At 72.6% G+C, this 16,823-nt stretch carries 13 protein-coding genes; 6 read left to right on the top strand and 7 right to left on the bottom strand.

Annotation, left to right across the window (positions count from 1 at the left end; all coding sequences use genetic code 11):
• Nucleotides 1-78: 78 nt before the first annotated feature.
• Nucleotides 79-2,154: an N-6 DNA methylase gene (locus ACH4D5_RS18690; protein WP_398303511.1), complete on the bottom strand. Its 2,076-nt coding sequence runs from the start codon at nucleotides 2,152-2,154 to the stop codon at nucleotides 79-81.
• A gap of 267 nt (nucleotides 2,155-2,421) precedes the next feature.
• Here ACH4D5_RS18690 and ACH4D5_RS18685 point away from each other — a divergent pair, with 267 nt between their 5' ends.
• A complete protein-coding gene (locus ACH4D5_RS18685) occupies nucleotides 2,422-3,177 on the top strand; it encodes a hypothetical protein (protein WP_398303509.1) in 756 nt (251 codons plus the stop codon).
• A 60-nt stretch (nucleotides 3,178-3,237) separates the two neighbouring features.
• Here ACH4D5_RS18685 and ACH4D5_RS18680 read toward each other — a convergent pair whose 3' ends face one another.
• The 3 genes from ACH4D5_RS18680 to ACH4D5_RS18670 form a co-directional block, all read right to left on the bottom strand.
• On the bottom strand, nucleotides 3,238-3,987 hold the full coding sequence (locus ACH4D5_RS18680; RefSeq protein ID WP_398303507.1) for an N-acetyltransferase: 750 nt from the start codon (nucleotides 3,985-3,987) through the stop codon (nucleotides 3,238-3,240).
• Between the two features lie 554 nt (nucleotides 3,988-4,541).
• Nucleotides 4,542-5,240: an HNH endonuclease family protein gene (locus ACH4D5_RS18675; RefSeq protein WP_398303767.1), complete on the bottom strand. Its 699-nt coding sequence runs from the start codon at nucleotides 5,238-5,240 to the stop codon at nucleotides 4,542-4,544.
• A gap of 20 nt (nucleotides 5,241-5,260) precedes the next feature.
• On the bottom strand, nucleotides 5,261-5,977 hold the full coding sequence (locus ACH4D5_RS18670) for an MOSC domain-containing protein (RefSeq protein ID WP_398303505.1): 717 nt from the start codon (nucleotides 5,975-5,977) through the stop codon (nucleotides 5,261-5,263).
• A gap of 90 nt (nucleotides 5,978-6,067) precedes the next feature.
• Here ACH4D5_RS18670 and ACH4D5_RS18665 point away from each other — a divergent pair, with 90 nt between their 5' ends.
• Both ACH4D5_RS18665 and ACH4D5_RS18660 read left to right on the top strand, forming a co-directional pair.
• Nucleotides 6,068-6,478, top strand: coding sequence for a hypothetical protein (locus ACH4D5_RS18665; RefSeq protein ID WP_398303503.1), 411 nt, complete (start codon nucleotides 6,068-6,070; stop codon nucleotides 6,476-6,478).
• 97 nt (nucleotides 6,479-6,575) lie between these two features.
• The gene (locus ACH4D5_RS18660) at nucleotides 6,576-7,001 is read left to right on the top strand and encodes a nuclear transport factor 2 family protein (protein WP_398303501.1); all 426 of its coding nucleotides are present in this window, start codon (nucleotides 6,576-6,578) and stop codon (nucleotides 6,999-7,001) included.
• A 24-nt stretch (nucleotides 7,002-7,025) separates the two neighbouring features.
• On the opposite strand, the gene mfd is transcribed toward ACH4D5_RS18660, so the two are convergent.
• A complete protein-coding gene (gene mfd, locus ACH4D5_RS18655; protein ID WP_398303499.1) occupies nucleotides 7,026-10,556 on the bottom strand; it encodes a transcription-repair coupling factor in 3,531 nt (1,176 codons plus the stop codon).
• Between the two features lie 297 nt (nucleotides 10,557-10,853).
• Here mfd and ACH4D5_RS18650 point away from each other — a divergent pair, with 297 nt between their 5' ends.
• Genes ACH4D5_RS18650 through ACH4D5_RS18640 form a run of 3 tightly spaced genes read left to right on the top strand, consistent with a single transcriptional unit; the run spans nucleotide 10,854 to nucleotide 13,292 of the window.
• Nucleotides 10,854-11,372: a SigE family RNA polymerase sigma factor gene (locus tag ACH4D5_RS18650; protein ID WP_398303497.1), complete on the top strand. Its 519-nt coding sequence runs from the start codon at nucleotides 10,854-10,856 to the stop codon at nucleotides 11,370-11,372.
• Nucleotides 11,365-11,802 carry a hypothetical protein gene (locus tag ACH4D5_RS18645; protein ID WP_398303495.1) on the top strand — a complete coding sequence of 146 codons (438 nt, stop codon included), beginning with the start codon at nucleotides 11,365-11,367 and terminating at the stop codon, nucleotides 11,800-11,802. Before ACH4D5_RS18650 ends, ACH4D5_RS18645 begins: the two co-directional genes overlap by 8 nt.
• Before the next feature lie 8 nt (nucleotides 11,803-11,810).
• On the top strand, nucleotides 11,811-13,292 hold the full coding sequence (locus tag ACH4D5_RS18640) for a DUF2079 domain-containing protein (protein WP_398303493.1): 1,482 nt from the start codon (nucleotides 11,811-11,813) through the stop codon (nucleotides 13,290-13,292).
• A gap of 92 nt (nucleotides 13,293-13,384) precedes the next feature.
• Here ACH4D5_RS18640 and ACH4D5_RS18635 read toward each other — a convergent pair whose 3' ends face one another.
• The gene (locus ACH4D5_RS18635; RefSeq protein WP_398303491.1) at nucleotides 13,385-15,967 is read right to left on the bottom strand and encodes an ABC transporter permease; all 2,583 of its coding nucleotides are present in this window, start codon (nucleotides 15,965-15,967) and stop codon (nucleotides 13,385-13,387) included.
• Entirely contained in the window at nucleotides 15,964-16,752 is a 789-nt protein-coding gene (locus ACH4D5_RS18630) for an ABC transporter ATP-binding protein (protein WP_398303489.1), read from the bottom strand. The genes ACH4D5_RS18635 and ACH4D5_RS18630 overlap by 4 nt, the downstream gene beginning before the upstream one ends.
• Between the last annotated feature and the right edge of the window lie 71 nt (nucleotides 16,753-16,823).

Below are 16,823 nucleotides of genomic sequence, written 5' to 3'. Positions count from 1 at the left end.
AACGAATGGTTGAGGGTTCGAGCGTATAGGCCGTCCGGCACGACCGGTCCCGGGTGTACCGAACCGTTGTCGTACTGGTCACGCGGCCCCGGGCGGAAGGGTTCCCTCCGTCAGGCCGTCGTGCATGCCGCGCACCAGCCGGTCGCCGAGCCGGGCCGCGTGGCGCAGGGCGTCCTCGAAGTCGGCGAGCCGCCGGAAGCGTTCGCTGTAGCCGCGCTGTCCGGCGAGCGGCAGCCGGGGCAGCTGGAGGCGGCGGACGTCGAGCCGGGCGGCGGTCGAGGCGTAGCTGCTCGCCTGGCGGTGGTTGGCGGTGCCGCGCAGGAACCCGGCGAGGAACCACGGGTCGAGGGCGGCCGGGTCGGGGCGCAGCAGGGCCAGGCCGCGGCCGAGGGCGGCGCCCGCGGTGGCCTCGTCGACCACGCGGGCCGCGGCGCCGCCGCCGAAGACCGGGACGACGACGTCGCCGGGTTCGGTGCGCACGGGGTCGTCGTCCGCCGGGCCCTCGTGCGCGATGCCGGAGGGGGCGGTGCCGGCGAGCACGTCGTGGTCGGTGAGGACGGGGGTGCCCGCGGCTCCCGCGCCGGTGCCGGCGTGCAGCGACAGGGCCCCGGCGCGGGCCAGTTCGCCGACGGTGGTGAGCGGCGGGCGCGCGGTCTCCGCCGCCGACGGGGTCAGGTCGTCTTGCGGCGGTGTGAGGTCGGCGGCCCTGCGCAGCGCCTCGCCCAGGCCGCTGTGGACGGCCGCGAGCTCCGTGCCGCCGCCGGCCTCGGCGGGGGGCGGAAGGCGGCGCGCGGGGGCCAGGTCGACCTCGTCGTCGAGGAGTTCGAGCACGGGCACGCAGCGGGCCGAGCCGGGGCGTTCGTCGAGGGTGCCGTGCCGCTCGACGTGCTGCCAGGCGTCGAGCACGGCGTCCCGCACGGCGGGCCACAGCTGCTTGTCGCGTCCGTCGGCGGCCGGCAGAGCGGCCGTCTCCATGAGCAGCAGCTCGGGCGCGGGCCGCGCCGCGGGGTCCGGCCTGCGCAGCACCCAGACGTGCAGGGGCAGGTTGTACGGGGGCGCCACGCCGGCCGGCAGGGCGATGACGGCGCGGAGCGCGCCGCGGCGCAACAGGTCGGCGCGGATGCGGCGGCCCGAGCGGCGGGACGCGGCGGCGGGCGGCATCAGGAGGACGGCGGTGCCGCTGTCGGTGAGGCGGGCCAAGGCGTGCTGGACCCAGGCGAGTTCGGACTCCGAGCGGGCCGGGAAGCCGTACTCCCAGCGGGCGTCGTAGGCCAGTTCGTCGTGCCCCCAGTTGCGTTCGTTGAACGGCGGGTGGCAGAGGACCGCGTCGGCCTTGCGGCCTTCGTGGGCGTCGGCGCGCAGGGTGTCGGCGGCGGCGGTGCGCACGGTCGCGTCGGAGTGCAGGGCGAGCCGGAGCGCGGTGAGGGCGGCGAGCTCCGGGGCGCTGTCCTGGCCGTACAGGTACTGGTCGGGGCGGGGCGTGACGGCGCGCAGGAGGGCGCCGGTGCCGCAGGCGGGGTCGAGGACGGTGCGGGCGGGGGCCCTGCTCTCGGCGATCCGCGCCATCAGCTCGGCGGGCCCCGGCGGGGTGAGCGTGTACTGGCGGGGGTTGGCGTCGGTCTGCCGGCCGAGCAGGAACTCGTACGTCTGTTTCGCACCCAGCTCGGACGCGAGCTCGGCGACTCCGCGCAACAGCGGGGCGGACGGCAGGAGTTCGGTGGGCGCGGGGACGCGGACGGCGCGCCCGCGCCGCACCCCGAACCGCGCCGCCACCACCTCGTCCAGCTCGTCCGGCAGGAGCTGCGCGAGCCGTTCGTCGGACACGGCGCTCACCGCGAGCCAGGCGGACGGCTTGTCGCGGATCAGGAGCAGGGCGCAGCCGGCGTGCAGGAGGGCGGTGACGGGGCCCGCGGGGTGTCCGGCGAGCTGCTGCCAGACGCGTTCGCGGAGCGGGACCTCGACGAGCTTGCCCTGGCCGCGCAGCCACCGCTCGACCTCGGCGAGCGCGAAGGAGGGGCTGGTGTCGGTGCCCCCGACGGGCTTGGGGAAGTCGCCGTGCCGCCTGCGCCAGTTGCTGACGGCGGCGCGGCCCACCCCGGCAAGGCGGGCGATCCCGGCGGCGGTGACTTCGGTCGCGTCGTCCCGCGGCGTCATCTGGCAGCTCCCCTCGTGCGCGGGGTCAGTCGCGCGTCGTGCGCGGGGTCAGTCGCGCGTCGTGCGCGGGGTCAGTCGCGCGTCGTGCGCGGGGTCAGTCGCGCGTCGTGCGCGGGGTCAGTCGCGCGGGGTCGAGCATACCCAGGCGATCAGCGGCACGGACCGCTTCACGGCGTTAACCCAAGATCCACCGATACCCGTGTTGACTCGGTTCACAGGATCCTGGTCTGATGTTCCCCACCGAACGAGTTCCCTGGGGGGATTTCCATGCGTCACCGTCACCACCCGCGCCGTACCGCCGCCGTCGCGGCCTGCCTCGTCGCCGCGGCCGTCGGCCTCACCGCCTGCGGTTCCGAGAAGGACGACAAGCCGAAGGAGCCCTTCGCGGGCATGTCGGGCACCCAGATCGTCGACAAGGCCGTCAAGGCGACCAAGGGCGCCGAATCGCTGAAGCTCGCGGGCGAGGTCTCCGACGACGAGCCCGGCCGGATGAAGATGAACCTGGCCCTCGACACCTCGGGCAAGTGCGCGGGCAAGCTGGCGGTGGGCGACGAGGGCTCGTTCGACCTGATCGTCCCCGGCGACAAGACGGTCTACGTGAAGTACGACGAGAAGTTCCTGCGCGCCCAGAGCAAGGGGGAGCCGAAGGACGAGACCGACGCCGTGGTCGACATGCTCGCGGGCCGCTGGGCGAAGACGAAGGCGTCGGGCGCCGACGCGAAGGACATCGCCGGCATGTGCGACCTCGACGAGCTGCTCACGGACTTCGAGGGCATCAACTCCAACGCCCGCAGGGGCGCGACGACCACCCTCGACGGCACCCCCGCCATCAAGATCAACGCCCATGACGCCAAGGACAAGTACACGATCTACGTCGCCACCGAGGGCAAGCCGTACCTGCTGAAGATCGTCGACAGGGGCACGGCGAAGCCGGAGTACCTGACATTCACCGACTACGACAAGCCCGTGAAGACCGCGCCGCCCGCCGGCAAGGTCATCGACCTCGACGACCTGGGCAGCTGACGCCGCTCGGGCCGCTCGAGCCGCTCGGGCCGCTCGAGCCGCTCGAGCCGCTCGAGCCGCTCAGAGCGTGTGCCGCACCCACACGTTCGGCTCGACGTACACGCCGTAGCCGCGCGCCGGTTCGCAGTGGACCGGCACCAGCGCGCCCGGCACCTCCACCGGGCCCTCCTCGTCGAACGGCAGCCCGGTCCACTCCCGCCACTGCGCGGTCGACCCGGACACCGTCATGGAGGCGTGCGCGACCTTCTCGATGACGCCGCCCGCCCGCACGTGCACCCGCAGCCACGGGTCGTGCGGCAGGCCGTCCTCGCGGGTGCGGTACGCGTACTCGTCGATCCGCGAGGCCGGTTCGAGGTGCTTGGCGTTGGGCCGCACGGGCGCGACGACCTCGGTGAAACCGCGGGCACGGGCGTTCTCCCGCATGGCCGCGAGCATCCGCCCGGATATCCCCTTGCCGCGCGCCGCCTCGTCGACGGTTATCTCGATGGCGCTCACGGTGTCGGCGGCCTTGCCGTGCCGCAGGTCGGAGAAGGCCCACAGCAGCACCTGGTCCCAGCCTCCGTCGGGCAGTTCACCGTCGCCGCGGGAGCGCAGGGCGAACGGCACGCTGAACGCACGGGCCACGACCTTGCCGTCGGCGTCGCCGTCGGTGGCGACCAGGACGTACTCCGGAAGGTCCTTGACGATCCGTCCGATCAACGACCAGCCGACCGGGTCGTGCAGGATGAACTCCGGCCAGTCCTCGGCCATGTGCCACAGCGGGCCCGCGAGGTCGGGCCGCTCGGCCAAGGTCGTGATCTTGAGGTCCATGTCCCGCACGGTACGCATCCCGCGGGGCGGGCGGTATCTGTTTTTCCGCGGTGCCGTGGCGGCTGGGTCCCGCCCCATCAGGGGCGCGGGGAACTGCGCGCCCAGCCCCCGACGGCCGGAACCCCGCAGACGCGTCTGCCCACCCCGGGCTCGTCGGCGACTGCGGGCCGCCTTGGCCCGCTCGCGCAGTTCCCCGCGCCCCTAAAAGGCCCCTACGGGGCCCTAAAGCGGGGCGGCGCCCCACCAGGGGCGCGGGGAACTGCGCGCCCAGCCACCGACAGCCCGCACCAGGCCAACGGCCGCAACCCCGCAGACGCGACTGCCCACCCCGGGCTAGTCGCGCCCACGCGGCGGAGCCGCATATGACACAGCCCCGCGCCCCTTAGAGGCCCCTGCGGGGCCCTAAAGCGGGGGCGGGGCCCCACCCCCAGGGGCGCGGGGAACTGCGCGCCCAGCCACCGACAGCCCGCACCAGGCCAACGGCCGAAACCCCGCAGACGCGTCTGCCCACCCCGGGCTAGTCGCGCCCACGCGGCGGAGCCGCTTATAGGCCCCTACGGGGCCCTGAAGCGGGGCGGGGCCTTCGTCGGGGCGTCGCCCCACGGGAGTTTCTCGTCGGGGCAGGCCCCGAGAACCTTTCGCATTGCGTCGCGTTCCGCGGCGGTCACCCACACCCCGTACTTCTTCTTCACCGCGACCTGTCCGGCGACGTACGCGCAGCGGTACGACTTGTTCGGCGGCAGCCACGTCGCCGTGTCGCCGTCGCTCTTGCCGCGGTTGGTGCCCGCGTCGACCGCGAGGAGGTTGAGCGGGTCGTTGGCGAACGCTATGCGCTTGCTCGGCTCCCACCGGGACGCGCCCTTCTGCCAGGCGTCAGAGAGTGCCACCACATGGTCGATGTCGACCTGACTGCGGCCTCGCCGGAACGTCACTTCCCTGCCCGTGTACGGGTCGGGCGCGAGCTTCCCGGAGACCACCCGGCACCTGCCGCCCTGGTACCGGACGTCCTCCAGGTCCCGCTTGAGGATGTCGTCCCGGGTCGGGCAGTGGTTGGAGTCGGTGTCGGCCCACGGGCTGCCGAACCGGTCGCGGTCGTAACCGGTCTTGGGCGCCCGCCCCTTGACGGTGAGCGTGTCGACGGCGGCGAGTGCGGACCCGGCCTCGGCGCGGGGCCCCGCGCCGCCTTCCGCCGTGTCCTCGGAGCCGGTGTCGCAGCCGGTCAGGAGCGCGGGGACGGTGAGCAGCGCGAGCAGGGCCGAGGTGGTACGGCGGTTCACAGGACCACCACCGTGTCGCCGAGGGCGACTCCGGCGGGCGTCACGACGTCCGTGTGGATGCCGATGCACATGCCGCGGACGGCGGTGAGGGTCTTGAGGACGCGGTTGTCGACAGGGAGGCCGGGCTGGGCCTGGGTGACCATGACGCAGCGCTTGACGCGCTTGACCCCGCGCAGCCGCAGCGGCTCCGCACCCTGCCCGCCGCCGATGACGATCTCGCGGCCGATCCAGTTCTCCTCGACCCAGGGCTCCTCGGTCTCCACGACGATGTTCTTGCGCAGCCGCCGTACGTCGACGGGGTCGGCGTCACCGAGCAGGTCGCCGAGCGCGCGGAGCGAGGCGGTGCCGACGAGGGAGACGGCGGAGACGTCCTTGTGGCCCTCCGGCCCGCTGTCCGGCCCTTCCCGGACCAGCTCGACGCCCTCGCCGAAGCGTTCGGGGACGCGGGGGTCGCCGGGACGCAGCGTGGCGCCGTCCGGCGCGGTGACGACGGGCAGACCGTCCTCGTCGTACGACGCGTAGTGTTCGAGCAGTCCCGGGATGCGGCGGAAGCGAGCGTGGTTCTTGCCGCTGCCCAGCTTGCCGTCGGCGTGGCGCAGGGCCCACAGGCGGTCGCCCACGACGCCGCGCTCGTGGACCTCCAGCCGGTCGTGTTCCTCGCCGAGCATCGACTTCACCGGATACCGGCGCAGACCCACGACCTTGAGCGTCACGGCGCTCTCTCCTCCCCTGGGCGGACTCTCGCGCCCACCACGGTAACGGCCGTGAGAATATCTCCTGTTCACTCACCTATCAGGAGATTCATGCGCAAGCGTCTGCCTCGGTCCCGGCTCGTCCTCGTGCTCGCCGCGATCGCTCTCGGCACCACGGCGTGCGGCCCGTCCGACGACTCGTCCGCCCCGGCCGCTCCCTCCGCGAGCGCGTCACCGTCGGTGAGCGCGTCGCCCGTCCCCGAGGGGCGCGGACTGCAAGGGCCCGCCGCCGCGTTCTTCCTGAAGACGCTGCGGAAGCACTACCCGGACCTCGACCACATCAAGGACGACGCGCTCGTCGCCGAGGGCGACGCCCTGTGCACCGTCCGGGGAGCCGCGCTCGGTGAGCAGTTCACCGAGTCCACGCGCCGGCTCGGCACCACCAAGAAGCAGACGTCCCGCATCATGGGCGCGGCCCACGCCCTGTGCCGGGACAAGGAGGACCAGCTGTTCCAGGACTGACGTGGGCGGACGATTACCTCCGCGGTAATCGACCGCTCTCCGCCTCCCCGGCAGGATCGGACACATCAGCCGAGAGCCGCACCCCGAGGAGGGCCCCATGACCGCCACGAGCACCGACATCGCCGCCCGCACCCGCTCCGTCGTCGAGGAGTTCCTCCAGGCCCGGCTCGCCGGGGACACCGGGCGGATGGAGGAGCTGTTCGCCGACGACGTCGACTGGCTGCTCGCCGAGAACCCCGTCGTGCCGTGGATCCGCCCGCGCTCCACCGGCGCCGAGTGTGCCACGCAGGCCGCGGAGATGGCCGAGCACACCGTCGCCGAGGACGCCAGGGCCTCCCTCGACACCTTCCTCGTCGACGGCACCGACGCCGTCCTGTTCGGACACCTCTCGGGCACCGTGCGCGCCACCGGCAAGTCCTTCGAGGGCCCCTTCGCGCTGCGCCTCACCGTCGAGGACGGCCGGATCACGCGGCACCACCTCTACGAGAACAGTCTCTCGATCGCCGAGGCGTGCACCGCGTAACCCTTTATGGCCTCTCCCGTACGCCTACGAGCCCAGGATCGACGTCAGGAACTCCCCGACCCAGCCGAGCAGTTCCCGCCCGACCAGCGGCTTGCCGCCGACCTTCGCCGTCTTCGGGCGGGGGACCAGGACCTGGCCCGCGGTCGCCTTGATGACCGTGCCGGGGTAGAGGCGCTTGAGCCTGAGCTCCTGCGACTCCCGCAGCTCCACCGGCGCGAAGCGGATGTTGGTGCCCTGGAGGACGATCTCGCCGACACCGCAGGCGCGGGCCAGCATGCGCAGGCCCGCCACGAGGAGGAGGTTCTCGACCGGCTCCGGCAACTTGCCGTAGCGGTCGGTGAGTTCCTCGCGTACCGCCTTGATGTCCTCCTCCGTGTTGGCGGAGGCGATGGCGCGGTAGGCCTGGAGGCGCAGGCGCTCGCCGGGGGCGTAGTCGTGCGGGACGTGCGCGTCGACCGGCAGCTCGATCTTGACCTCCAGCGGCGGCTCCTCCTCCACGCCGCCCTCCAGGGACGCGCGGTAGTCGGCCACCGCCTCGCCCACCATGCGGACGTACAGGTCGAAGCCGACGCCCGCGATGTGGCCCGACTGCTCGCCGCCGAGGAGGTTTCCGGCGCCGCGGATCTCCAGGTCCTTCATCGCCACGTACATGCCCGCGCCCATCTCCGTGTGCTGGGCGATCGTGGCGAGGCGCTCGTGGGCGGTCTCCGTGAGGGGCTTCTCCGGCGGGTAGAGGAAGTAGGCGTAACCGCGCTCGCGGCCCCGGCCGACGCGGCCGCGCAGCTGGTGCAGCTGCGACAGGCCGAAGTTGTCGCCCCGTTCCACGATCAGCGTGTTGGCGTTGGAGATGTCGATGCCCGATTCGACGATCGTCGTCGAGACGAGCACGTCGAACTTCTTCTCCCAGAAGTCGACGACCACCTGCTCCAGGGCCTGTTCCGACATCTGGCCGTGGGCCGTCGCGATGCGCGCCTCGGGGACGATGTCGCGGAGCCTGGCCGCCGCGCGGTCGATCGACTCGACGCGGTTGTGGATGTAGAAGACCTGGCCCTCGCGCAGCAGTTCGCGGCGGACGGCGGCGCCGATCTGCTTCTCCTCGTACGGCCCGACGAAGGTCAGGACCGGGTGGCGCTCCTCGGGGGGCGTCGTGATCGTCGACATCTCCCGGATGCCGGTGACGGCCATTTCGAGCGTACGGGGAATGGGGGTGGCCGACATCGTCAGGACGTCGACGTTGGCGCGGAGCTTCTTCAGCTGCTCCTTGTGCTCGACGCCGAAGCGCTGCTCCTCGTCGACGATGACCAGGCCGAGGTCCTTGAACCTGGTCTCGGAGGAGAAGAGGCGGTGGGTGCCGATGACGATGTCCACCGAGCCGTCGCGCAGCCCTTCGAGGGTCGCCTTCGACTCCGTGTCCGTCTGGAAGCGGCTGAGCGCCTTCACGTTGACCGGGAACTGCGAGTACCGCTCGGAGAACGTGCCGAAGTGCTGCTGGACGAGGAGCGTCGTGGGCACGAGCACCGCGACCTGCTTGCCGTCCTGCACCGCCTTGAAGGCGGCGCGGACCGCGATCTCGGTCTTGCCGTAGCCGACGTCGCCGCAGATCAGGCGGTCCATCGGGACCGTCTTCTCCATGTCCTCCTTGACCTCGGCGATCGTGGTGAGCTGGTCGGGCGTCTCCACATAGGGGAAGGCGTCCTCCAGCTCGCGCTGCCAGGGCGTGTCGGGGCCGAAGGCGTGGCCGGGCGCGGCCATGCGGGCGGAGTACAGCTTGATGAGGTCCGCGGCGATCTCCTTGACCGCCTTCTTCGCGCGCGCCTTCGTCTTCGTCCAGTCCGCGCCGCCGAGCCGGTGCAGCGTCGGGGCCTCGCCGCCGACGTACTTGGTGATCTGCTCCAGCTGGTCGGTGGGGATGTAGAGCCGGTCACCGGGCTGGCCGCGCTTGGCGGGGGCGTACTCCACGACGAGGTACTCGCGGGTGGCGCCCTGGACGGTGCGCTGCACCATCTCGATGTAGCGGCCGACGCCGTGCTGCTCGTGGACGATGTAGTCGCCGGCCTCCAGGGTCAGCGGGTCGATGGTCTTGCGGCGGCGGGCCGGCATGCGCTGGCCGTCCTTGCCGGCCGCCTTCTGGCCGGAGAGGTCGGTCTCGGTGAGGACGGCGAGCTTGAGCGCCGGGTCGATGAAGCCGTAGTCGATCGAGCCGCAGGAGACGTGCACCAGGGAGGGCGTCAGCTCGCCGAGGTCGCCGTCGAGGCGGGCCGCGATGCCCTCGCCGCCGAGGACCTCGACGGTGCGGGCGGCGGGTCCGTGGCCCTCGGTCACATAGACGGTGCGCCAGCCGTCGGCGAGCCAGCCCTTGGTGTCGGCGAGGGCCTTCGCGGTGTCGCCGCGGTACGTCTCGGGGGCGTGCATGCCGAGCTTGAGGGTGTCGGCGCCAAGGTCTTCGTCGGCGGCGAAGGGGCTCACCGACCACCACATCATCCCGAGGTCGCGGGCGTGGTCGCGGACGTCCGCGATGCCCCACAGCGACGCGGCGTCCACGTCGATGGGCGCCTCGCCGCCACCGGCCGTCGCCGCCCAGCTGGCCTGGAGGAACTCCTGCGACGTCGCCACCAGGTCGGCCGCGCGCGTCCGCACCCGCTCCGGGTCGCAGACCACCGCCATGGAGCCCTTCGGCAGCACGTCGAGGAGCAGCTCCATGTCGTCCACCAGGACCGGGGCCAGCGACTCCATCCCCTCGACCGCGATGCCCTCGGCGATCTTCCCGAGCAGCTCGCCGAGCTCCGGGTGCAGCTCCGCGAGGGCGGCGGCCTTCTCCCGCACCTCGTCGGTGAGCAGCAGCTCGCGGCAGGGCGGCGCCCACAGACCGTGCTCGGCGACTTCGAGCGAGCGCTGGTCGGCGACCTTGAAGTACCGGATCTCCTCGACGTCGTCGCCCCAGAACTCCACGCGCAGCGGGTGCTCCTCGGTGGGCGGGAAGACGTCGAGGATGCCGCCGCGCACGGCGAACTCGCCGCGCTTCTCGACCAGCTCGACCCGGGAGTACGCGGCTGCCGCCAGCGCCGCCACGACCTCGTTCAGATCGGTGGTCTCGCCGGAGCGCAGCGCCACCGGCTCCAGGTCGCCGAGCCCCTTGACCTGCGGCTGGAGGACGGAGCGGACCGGTGCGACGACCACCGAGACCGGGCCGGTCTCCGGGTCGTCCGTGCGGGGGTGGGCGAGGCGGCGCAGCACGGCGAGGCGGCGGCCGACCGTGTCGGAGCGCGGCGAGAGGCGCTCGTGCGGCAGCGTCTCCCACGACGGGTACTCCGCGACGCCGTCGGGCGGCAGGATCGTGCGCAGCGCCGCGGCCAGGTCCTCGGCCTCGCGGCCGGTGGCCGTCACGGCGAGGACGGTGCGGCCGGACTCGCGGGCCAGCGCCGCCACCGCGAAGGGCCGGGCGGCGGGCGGGCCGACCAGGTCGATGTGCGTGCGGTGGCCGTCGGTCGCGGCCTTGACCGCTTCGGCGAGTGCCGAGTCCTTGACGACAGCGTCGAGCAGACCGTGCAGGCTCATTGAAGGCTTTCCGTCCAGGTACCGGGGGTGAGCCGGAGTGGGTGGGCAACGCGAACCGCCCGGCACGTCGCACGGGCCGGGGGTTCCCAGCGTACGACTACGGGGTGATCGGCGCGGCATGGTACGGGCGGGCCCGGCGAGCCCCGGCGGGCGGGGCCGTGCGCGCCCTCCCGCACAATGACCGGAAACCATGACCGGAAACCGCCGCCCGAAAATTCTTTCCCACCGCGTAAACCGGACGCGTGTCCCAGGCGTACTGCCTTCGAGAGTCATGCGCCACACGCACCAGGAGACCACTTGACCGACGAGGAGTTCGAGGCGTTCTACGCGCACTCCGTGCGACCGCTGGTCGGGCAGGTGTATCTGATGACGGGCGACCTCCACGAGGCACAGGACGTCGTCCAGGAGGCCTTCGTCCGCGCCTGGGCGCGCCGCGCCCGTCTCGAGCGCGACGCCGGGCCCGAGGCGTGGATCAGGACCGTCGCCTGGCGGCTCGCCGTCAGCCGGTGGCGGCGGCGCGGGCGGGCCGCGGACGCCTGGCGGCGCCACCACGGGGAGCGGGCGGGCGCCGTGCCCGAGCCCGAGCCGGACACGGTCGCGCTGGTCGCCGCGTTGCGGCGGCTCTCCGAGCGGCAGCGGCGCGTGGCGGTGCTGCACTACGTGTGCGACCTGAGCGTGCAGCAGGTCGCCGCGGAGACCGGGATCGCGGCCGGGACCGTCAAGTCCCACCTGTCCCGTGCCAGGGCGGCGCTCGCGCCGCATCTCGACGACGCGCCCGCCGGCGACGCGCCCACCTCGGAGGAGCACCGTGCCTGAGCCCCACTCCCCGGCCGACGACAGCCTCGCCGTCGCGCTGAAGCGGGCCGCCGCGTCGGGCGGCAGGCTCGCCTCGCCGGTCCCCGCCGGACAGGTCTCCGCGCGCGGCGCCCGCCGCAGGCGCCGGACCTACGCGGCGGGCGCGGCGCTCGCCGTGTGCCTGGTGTCCGGGGGCGCGGCGGTCGCCGCGCTGCAGCTGGGCCGCGAGGGGGAACCGGTGGGGCCCGCGGTGCCGCCGAGCCCGACGAAGTCGGCCTCCCTCCCGGAGTCGTCCTCCTTGCCCGACCGGTCGGGCTCGCCTGCGCGAGGCTCGTCCCCGCCGACGGGGACGCCGTCCCGGATGCCGTCGACGTCCCTGCCGCCGCCGGATTCCGCGACGCCGACCACACCGCCCACCACCACACCGACCACCGCTCCGCCGGGGGACTGACTTCTTTGATGCGCACCGCCACCGCACAGGGCTCCGCCCCGGACCCCGCTCCTCGCACGCCGGAGGGGCCGGCCTCCTCCCCCTCCCACGAGCCCATACCGGAGCGGGACCGGACCGGCACCGCCCCCGACAGGGCGGGACGCCTCTGGGACCGCGCCCCGCACCTGCTCGCCGCCGGCCTGTTCCTCGCGTACGCCGTCGTGTCCGTCAGCCGGTACCGGCGCCTCGAGACGCGCTCCTGGGACCTCGGCATCTTCGAGCAGGCCGTCCGCGCCTACGCGCACCTCCAGGTGCCGGTGGCCGACCTCAAGGGGCCAGGCGCGAACATCCTCGGTGACCACTTCAGCCCCGTCACCGCCCTCCTCGCGCCCGCCTACCGCCTCTTCCCCTCGCCGGTCACGCTGCTCGTCGCGCAGGCGCTGCTGATCGCCGTCTCCGTCGTCCCGGTGACGCGTGCGGCGACCCGGCTCCTGGGGCGCGGCCCGGGGCTCGCCGTCGGGGTGGCGTACGGACTGTCGTGGGGCGTCCAGCGCGCCGTCGACTTCGACTTCCACGAGATCTGCTTCGCGCTGCCGCTGATCGCCTTCTCCCTCGAAGCGCTGCTGCGGCAGCGGTGGCGGGCCGCCCTGCTCTGGGCGCTGCCGCTCGTCCTCGTGAAGGAGGACCTGGGCGCGACCCTCGCGGCGATCGCCGTGGTCGTGGCGATCCGGTGCCGCCGCACGGACCCGAAGGCCCTGCGCCACGCCCTCGGGGTCGCCGCCTTCGGCGCGGTCGCCACCCTCGTCACCCTCACCCTGGTCATTCCCGCGTTCAACTCGGTCGGCGCGTACGACTACTGGGACAAGGTCGGCGATGCGGGCGGCACCGGGGTCCTCGACGGCGCCGGCACCAAGCTGCGCACCCTCGCCTGGCTGCTGATCCCCACCGGGCTGCTCGCGCTGCGCTCGCCGCTGCTCCTGGTCGCGCTCCCCACTCTCGGCTGGCGGTTCCTCTCCGCCGACGACCACTACTGGGGCACCGACTGGCACTACAGCGCCGTCCTGATGCCCGTCGTTCTGCTCGCCTTCGCCGACGCCGTCGCCGCCGCGCGCCGCGACCGGCGGCCGTGGCTGCGCCGGTACGCGGACCTGCTGCCGGCCTGCGCCGCCGCGGCCGCGCTCGCCCTCACGACGTCCCTGCCGCTGGCGGGCGTCACCGAGTCGTGGACGTACGAGAAGAGCGAGCAGGTCACCGCCGTGGAGCGGGTCCTCGACCGGGTCCCGGACGGCGCCACCGTCGAGGCGAACATCGGGCCGGTCAGCAGGCTGACCTCGCGGGCCCGCGTCTTCTGGGTGGGCGCGGCCGACCCGGTCGTCCCCCAGTACATCGCTCTCGACGTCCGCTCCGGCTGGACGAAGGACCCGGTCGCGTACGCCGGCAAGCTGCACCCGGGCGAGCGGTACGTCGCCGAGGACGCGGCGTACGGGTACGTGCTGCTGCGCAGGGAGTAGGACCCAGGGGGACACACACCACCGGCCCCGGCGGGTGCGCAGTGCGCGCGCCCGCCGGGGCCGGTGTCTCCCCCGCACCCCCGTGGCGGTGGCTATTCGGTGGCGATGGCGTTGAGGACGTTCATCCGGCCGGCCCGGAAGGCCGGGACCAGCGCCGCGAAGAGGCCCACGAACGCCGATCCGACGAAGACCGCGATGATCGTCGGCCACGGGATCTCCAGGACCTTCAGGCCCTCCAGGGCGAGGAGCTGCTGGGCCGTCGCGCCCCAGCCCATGCCCAGGCCGAGGCCGAGCAGGGCACCGAAGAGGGCGATGACCACGGACTCCAGGCGGATCATGCGGCGCAGCTGGCGGCGCGAGAGGCCGATGGCCCGCATCAGGCCGATCTCGCGGGTGCGCTCCACCACGGAGAGGGCCAGGGTGTTCACGACGCCCAGGATCGCGACGATGATCGCAAGGCCGAGCAGGCCGTAGACCATGTTGAGGAGCTGGCCGACCTGGTCCTTCAGGGTCTGCTTGAAGTCGGTCTGGTCCATCACCTTGTACTGCGGGTACGCCTCCAGGGACTTCTTCAGGGAGGTGTACGCGGCGTCCTCCTGGCCCTTGTCGGCCGTGGCGAACATGATGTCGTTCTGCGGCATCCGGTCCGCGGGGACGTACTGCTCCAGGGTCGTGATGTTCAGGTACATCGCGCCGTTGTCGACGGTGCCGTCGTCCTTCGTGATGGCCGCGAGCCGCAGCTTCGCCGTCTTCCCGTGCTCGAAGGCGACCTTCAGCTCGTCGCCGACCTTCAGACCGTGCTTCTCGGCGAACTCGTCGCCGACCGACATGGCGTTCTTCCCGTACGCGGCGGACAGTTCACCGGCGACCGTCTCGCGGCGCAGGTCCTTGGCGTACGTCGGGTCTGCGGCGCTCAGGCCGACGCCGTCCACGGCCTTGCCGCCGGGTGTGGTCAGGTCCGCCTCGATCTGCTTGTAGCGCGTGATGTGGCCGATGTGGTCGGCCTTCTCCAAGGCCTCGGCGGCCTTCGTGGTGATGGAGATGCCGGGCTGGGTGGGCTGCACGATGAAGTCGGCGCCGACCGATTTGTCGAGCTCCTCCGTGGCCGACGCGACCATCGAGGAGCCGACGACGGAGAGGCAGGCGACCAGGGCGAGGCCGATCATCAGGGCCGCGCCGGTGGCGCCGGTGCGGCGCGGGTTGCGCAGGGCGTTGCGCTCGGCCATCCGGCCGACCGGGCCGAAGGCCCGCAGGAGCACCGCGCTGAGGACGCGGACGACGCCGGAGGCGAGCACGGGGCCGATGACGACGAAGCCGATGAGGGTGAGGACGACACCGCCGCCGAGGAAGAGGGAGCCTTCCTTGGCCTTGTCGGCCTGCGCCGCGGCGTAGAGGGCGAAGACGCCGGCGCCGGTGAGGACCAGGCCGATGACGGCGCGCAGCGCGCTCGCCCTGCCGTCGGCGGGGGTGCCCGCGTCGCGCAGCGCGGCCATCGGCGAGACCTTGCCGGCCCGTCGTGCGGGGAGGTAGGCGGCGAGGACGGTGACGACGATGCCGAGGACCATGCCGACGACGGGCGTCGTCCAGCTGACGGTGAGGTCGCCGGTGGAGAGCTCCATGCCCATGCCCGCCATGAGCTTCATGAGGCCGACGGCGAGGCCGATGCCCGCGCCGACGCCGAGTATGGAGCCGAACACGCCGAGCAGCAGCGCCTCGACGAGCACCGAGCGGTTGACCTGCTTGCGGCTGGAGCCGATGGCGCGCATCAGGCCGATCTCGCGGGTGCGCTGGGCGACCAGCATCGAGAAGGTGTTGATGATGAGGAAGATGCCGACGAGGAAGGCGATTCCGGCGAAGCCGAGCATCGCGTACTTCATGACGTCGAGGAAGCTGCCGACCTCCTTGCGGCCGTCGTCGGCGGTCTCCTTCTGCGTCTTGATGTCGTACGCGGCCTTGTCCAGGGCCGCCGCGACGTCGGCCTTCAGCTCGGTGTCGCTGACGCCCGCGGCCGCGGTGAGGTTGACGTGCGTGAACCGTCCTGTGGCGCCGAGGAGTTCGCGCTGGGAGGTGGCGGTGTCGAAGTAGAAGATCGCGGCGCCGGGGTTGGTCACCTTGAAGGTGGCGATGCCGGAGATCTTCGCGGTGTGGTCGCCGGTGGCGGCGATGGTGCGCAGCTCGTCACCGATCTTGAGGTCGTGCTTGTCCGCGGTGTCGGCGTCGACCATCACCTCGGTGGGGCCGCGCGGGGCGTGGCCGGAGGTGATGTCCATCGAACGCAGGTCGTTGCGCGTCCAGTTGCCGGCGATGGTCGGGCCGCCGCTGGTCGGCCCCATGTTCTTGTTCTTCTTGTCGACGACGGTCACGCTCTGGCTGCTGACGGCGCCTTCGGCGGCCTTCACGCCCGGGACCTTCCCGGCCTCACGGACGACGGAGGCGGGCAGCGACTCGGGCTTGCCGCTGCGGGGCGTCTCGCCCGCGTCCTTCGCGGACTTGGGGGTGACGGTGACGTCGGCTGAGGTCGCCGCGAAGAGCTTGTCGAAGGTGGTGCTCATCGTGTCGGAGAAGACGAGCGTGCCGCAGACGAACGCCACCGAAAGGACCACGGCCACCGCGGAGAGCGCCATGCGTCCCTTGTGCGCGAAGAAGTTGCGCATCGAGGTCTTGAGGACGGTCATGACGTGCGCCCCCGGGCGTCGAAGGACTTCATGCGGTCGAGGACCTGGTCGGCGGTGGGGTGGTGCATCTCGTCGACGATCCGGCCGTCGGCGAGGTACAGGACGCGGTCCGCGTACGAGGCGGCGACCGGGTCGTGCGTGACCATCACGATGGTCTGGCCGAGGTCGGTCACCGAGCGGCGCAGGAAGCCGAGGACCTCCGCGCCGGCCCGGGAGTCGAGGTTTCCGGTCGGCTCGTCACCGAAGATGATCTCCGGCCGGGAGGCGAGGGCGCGGGCCACGGCGACGCGCTGCTGCTGGCCGCCGGAGAGCTCGGTCGGGCGGTGCTTGAGGCGGCCCGCGAGGCCCACGGTCTCCACGACCTGGTCGAGCCAGGCCCGGTCGGGCTTGCGGCCCGCTATGTCCATCGGGAGCGTGATGTTCTCGATGGCGTTCAGCGTGGGGAGGAGGTTGAACGCCTGGAAGATGAAGCCGATGCGGTCCCGGCGCAGCTGCGTGAGCTTCTTGTCCTTGAGGCCGGTGATCTCGGTCTCGTCGAGGTAGATCTGCCCTTCGCTGACCGTGTCGAGGCCCGCGAGGCAGTGCATGAGGGTGGACTTGCCGGAGCCGGAGGGGCCCATGATCGCGGTGAACTGCCCGCGGGCGATGTCCACGTCGATGCGGTCGAGCGCGACGACACGGGTCTCCCCGCTGCCGTACGCCTTCACGACCTGGCGCGCCCGTGCCGCCACGGCCGTACGCCCTCCAGTGCCCCCGTGCCTGGGTGTGGTCACAGCCGTTGTCACGGTAAGTCTCCTATGTCGGTCATGCGGTGGGTCGGGCGCGTTCGCCGTGCGAACAAGTCTGGTGTCACAGG

Source organism: Streptomyces sp. NPDC018029 (assembly GCF_044327655.1).
In the GTDB taxonomy this organism is placed as follows: Bacteria; Actinomycetota; Actinomycetes; order Streptomycetales; family Streptomycetaceae; genus Streptomyces.
This window is presented reverse-complemented; position numbering and strand designations above follow the sequence as displayed.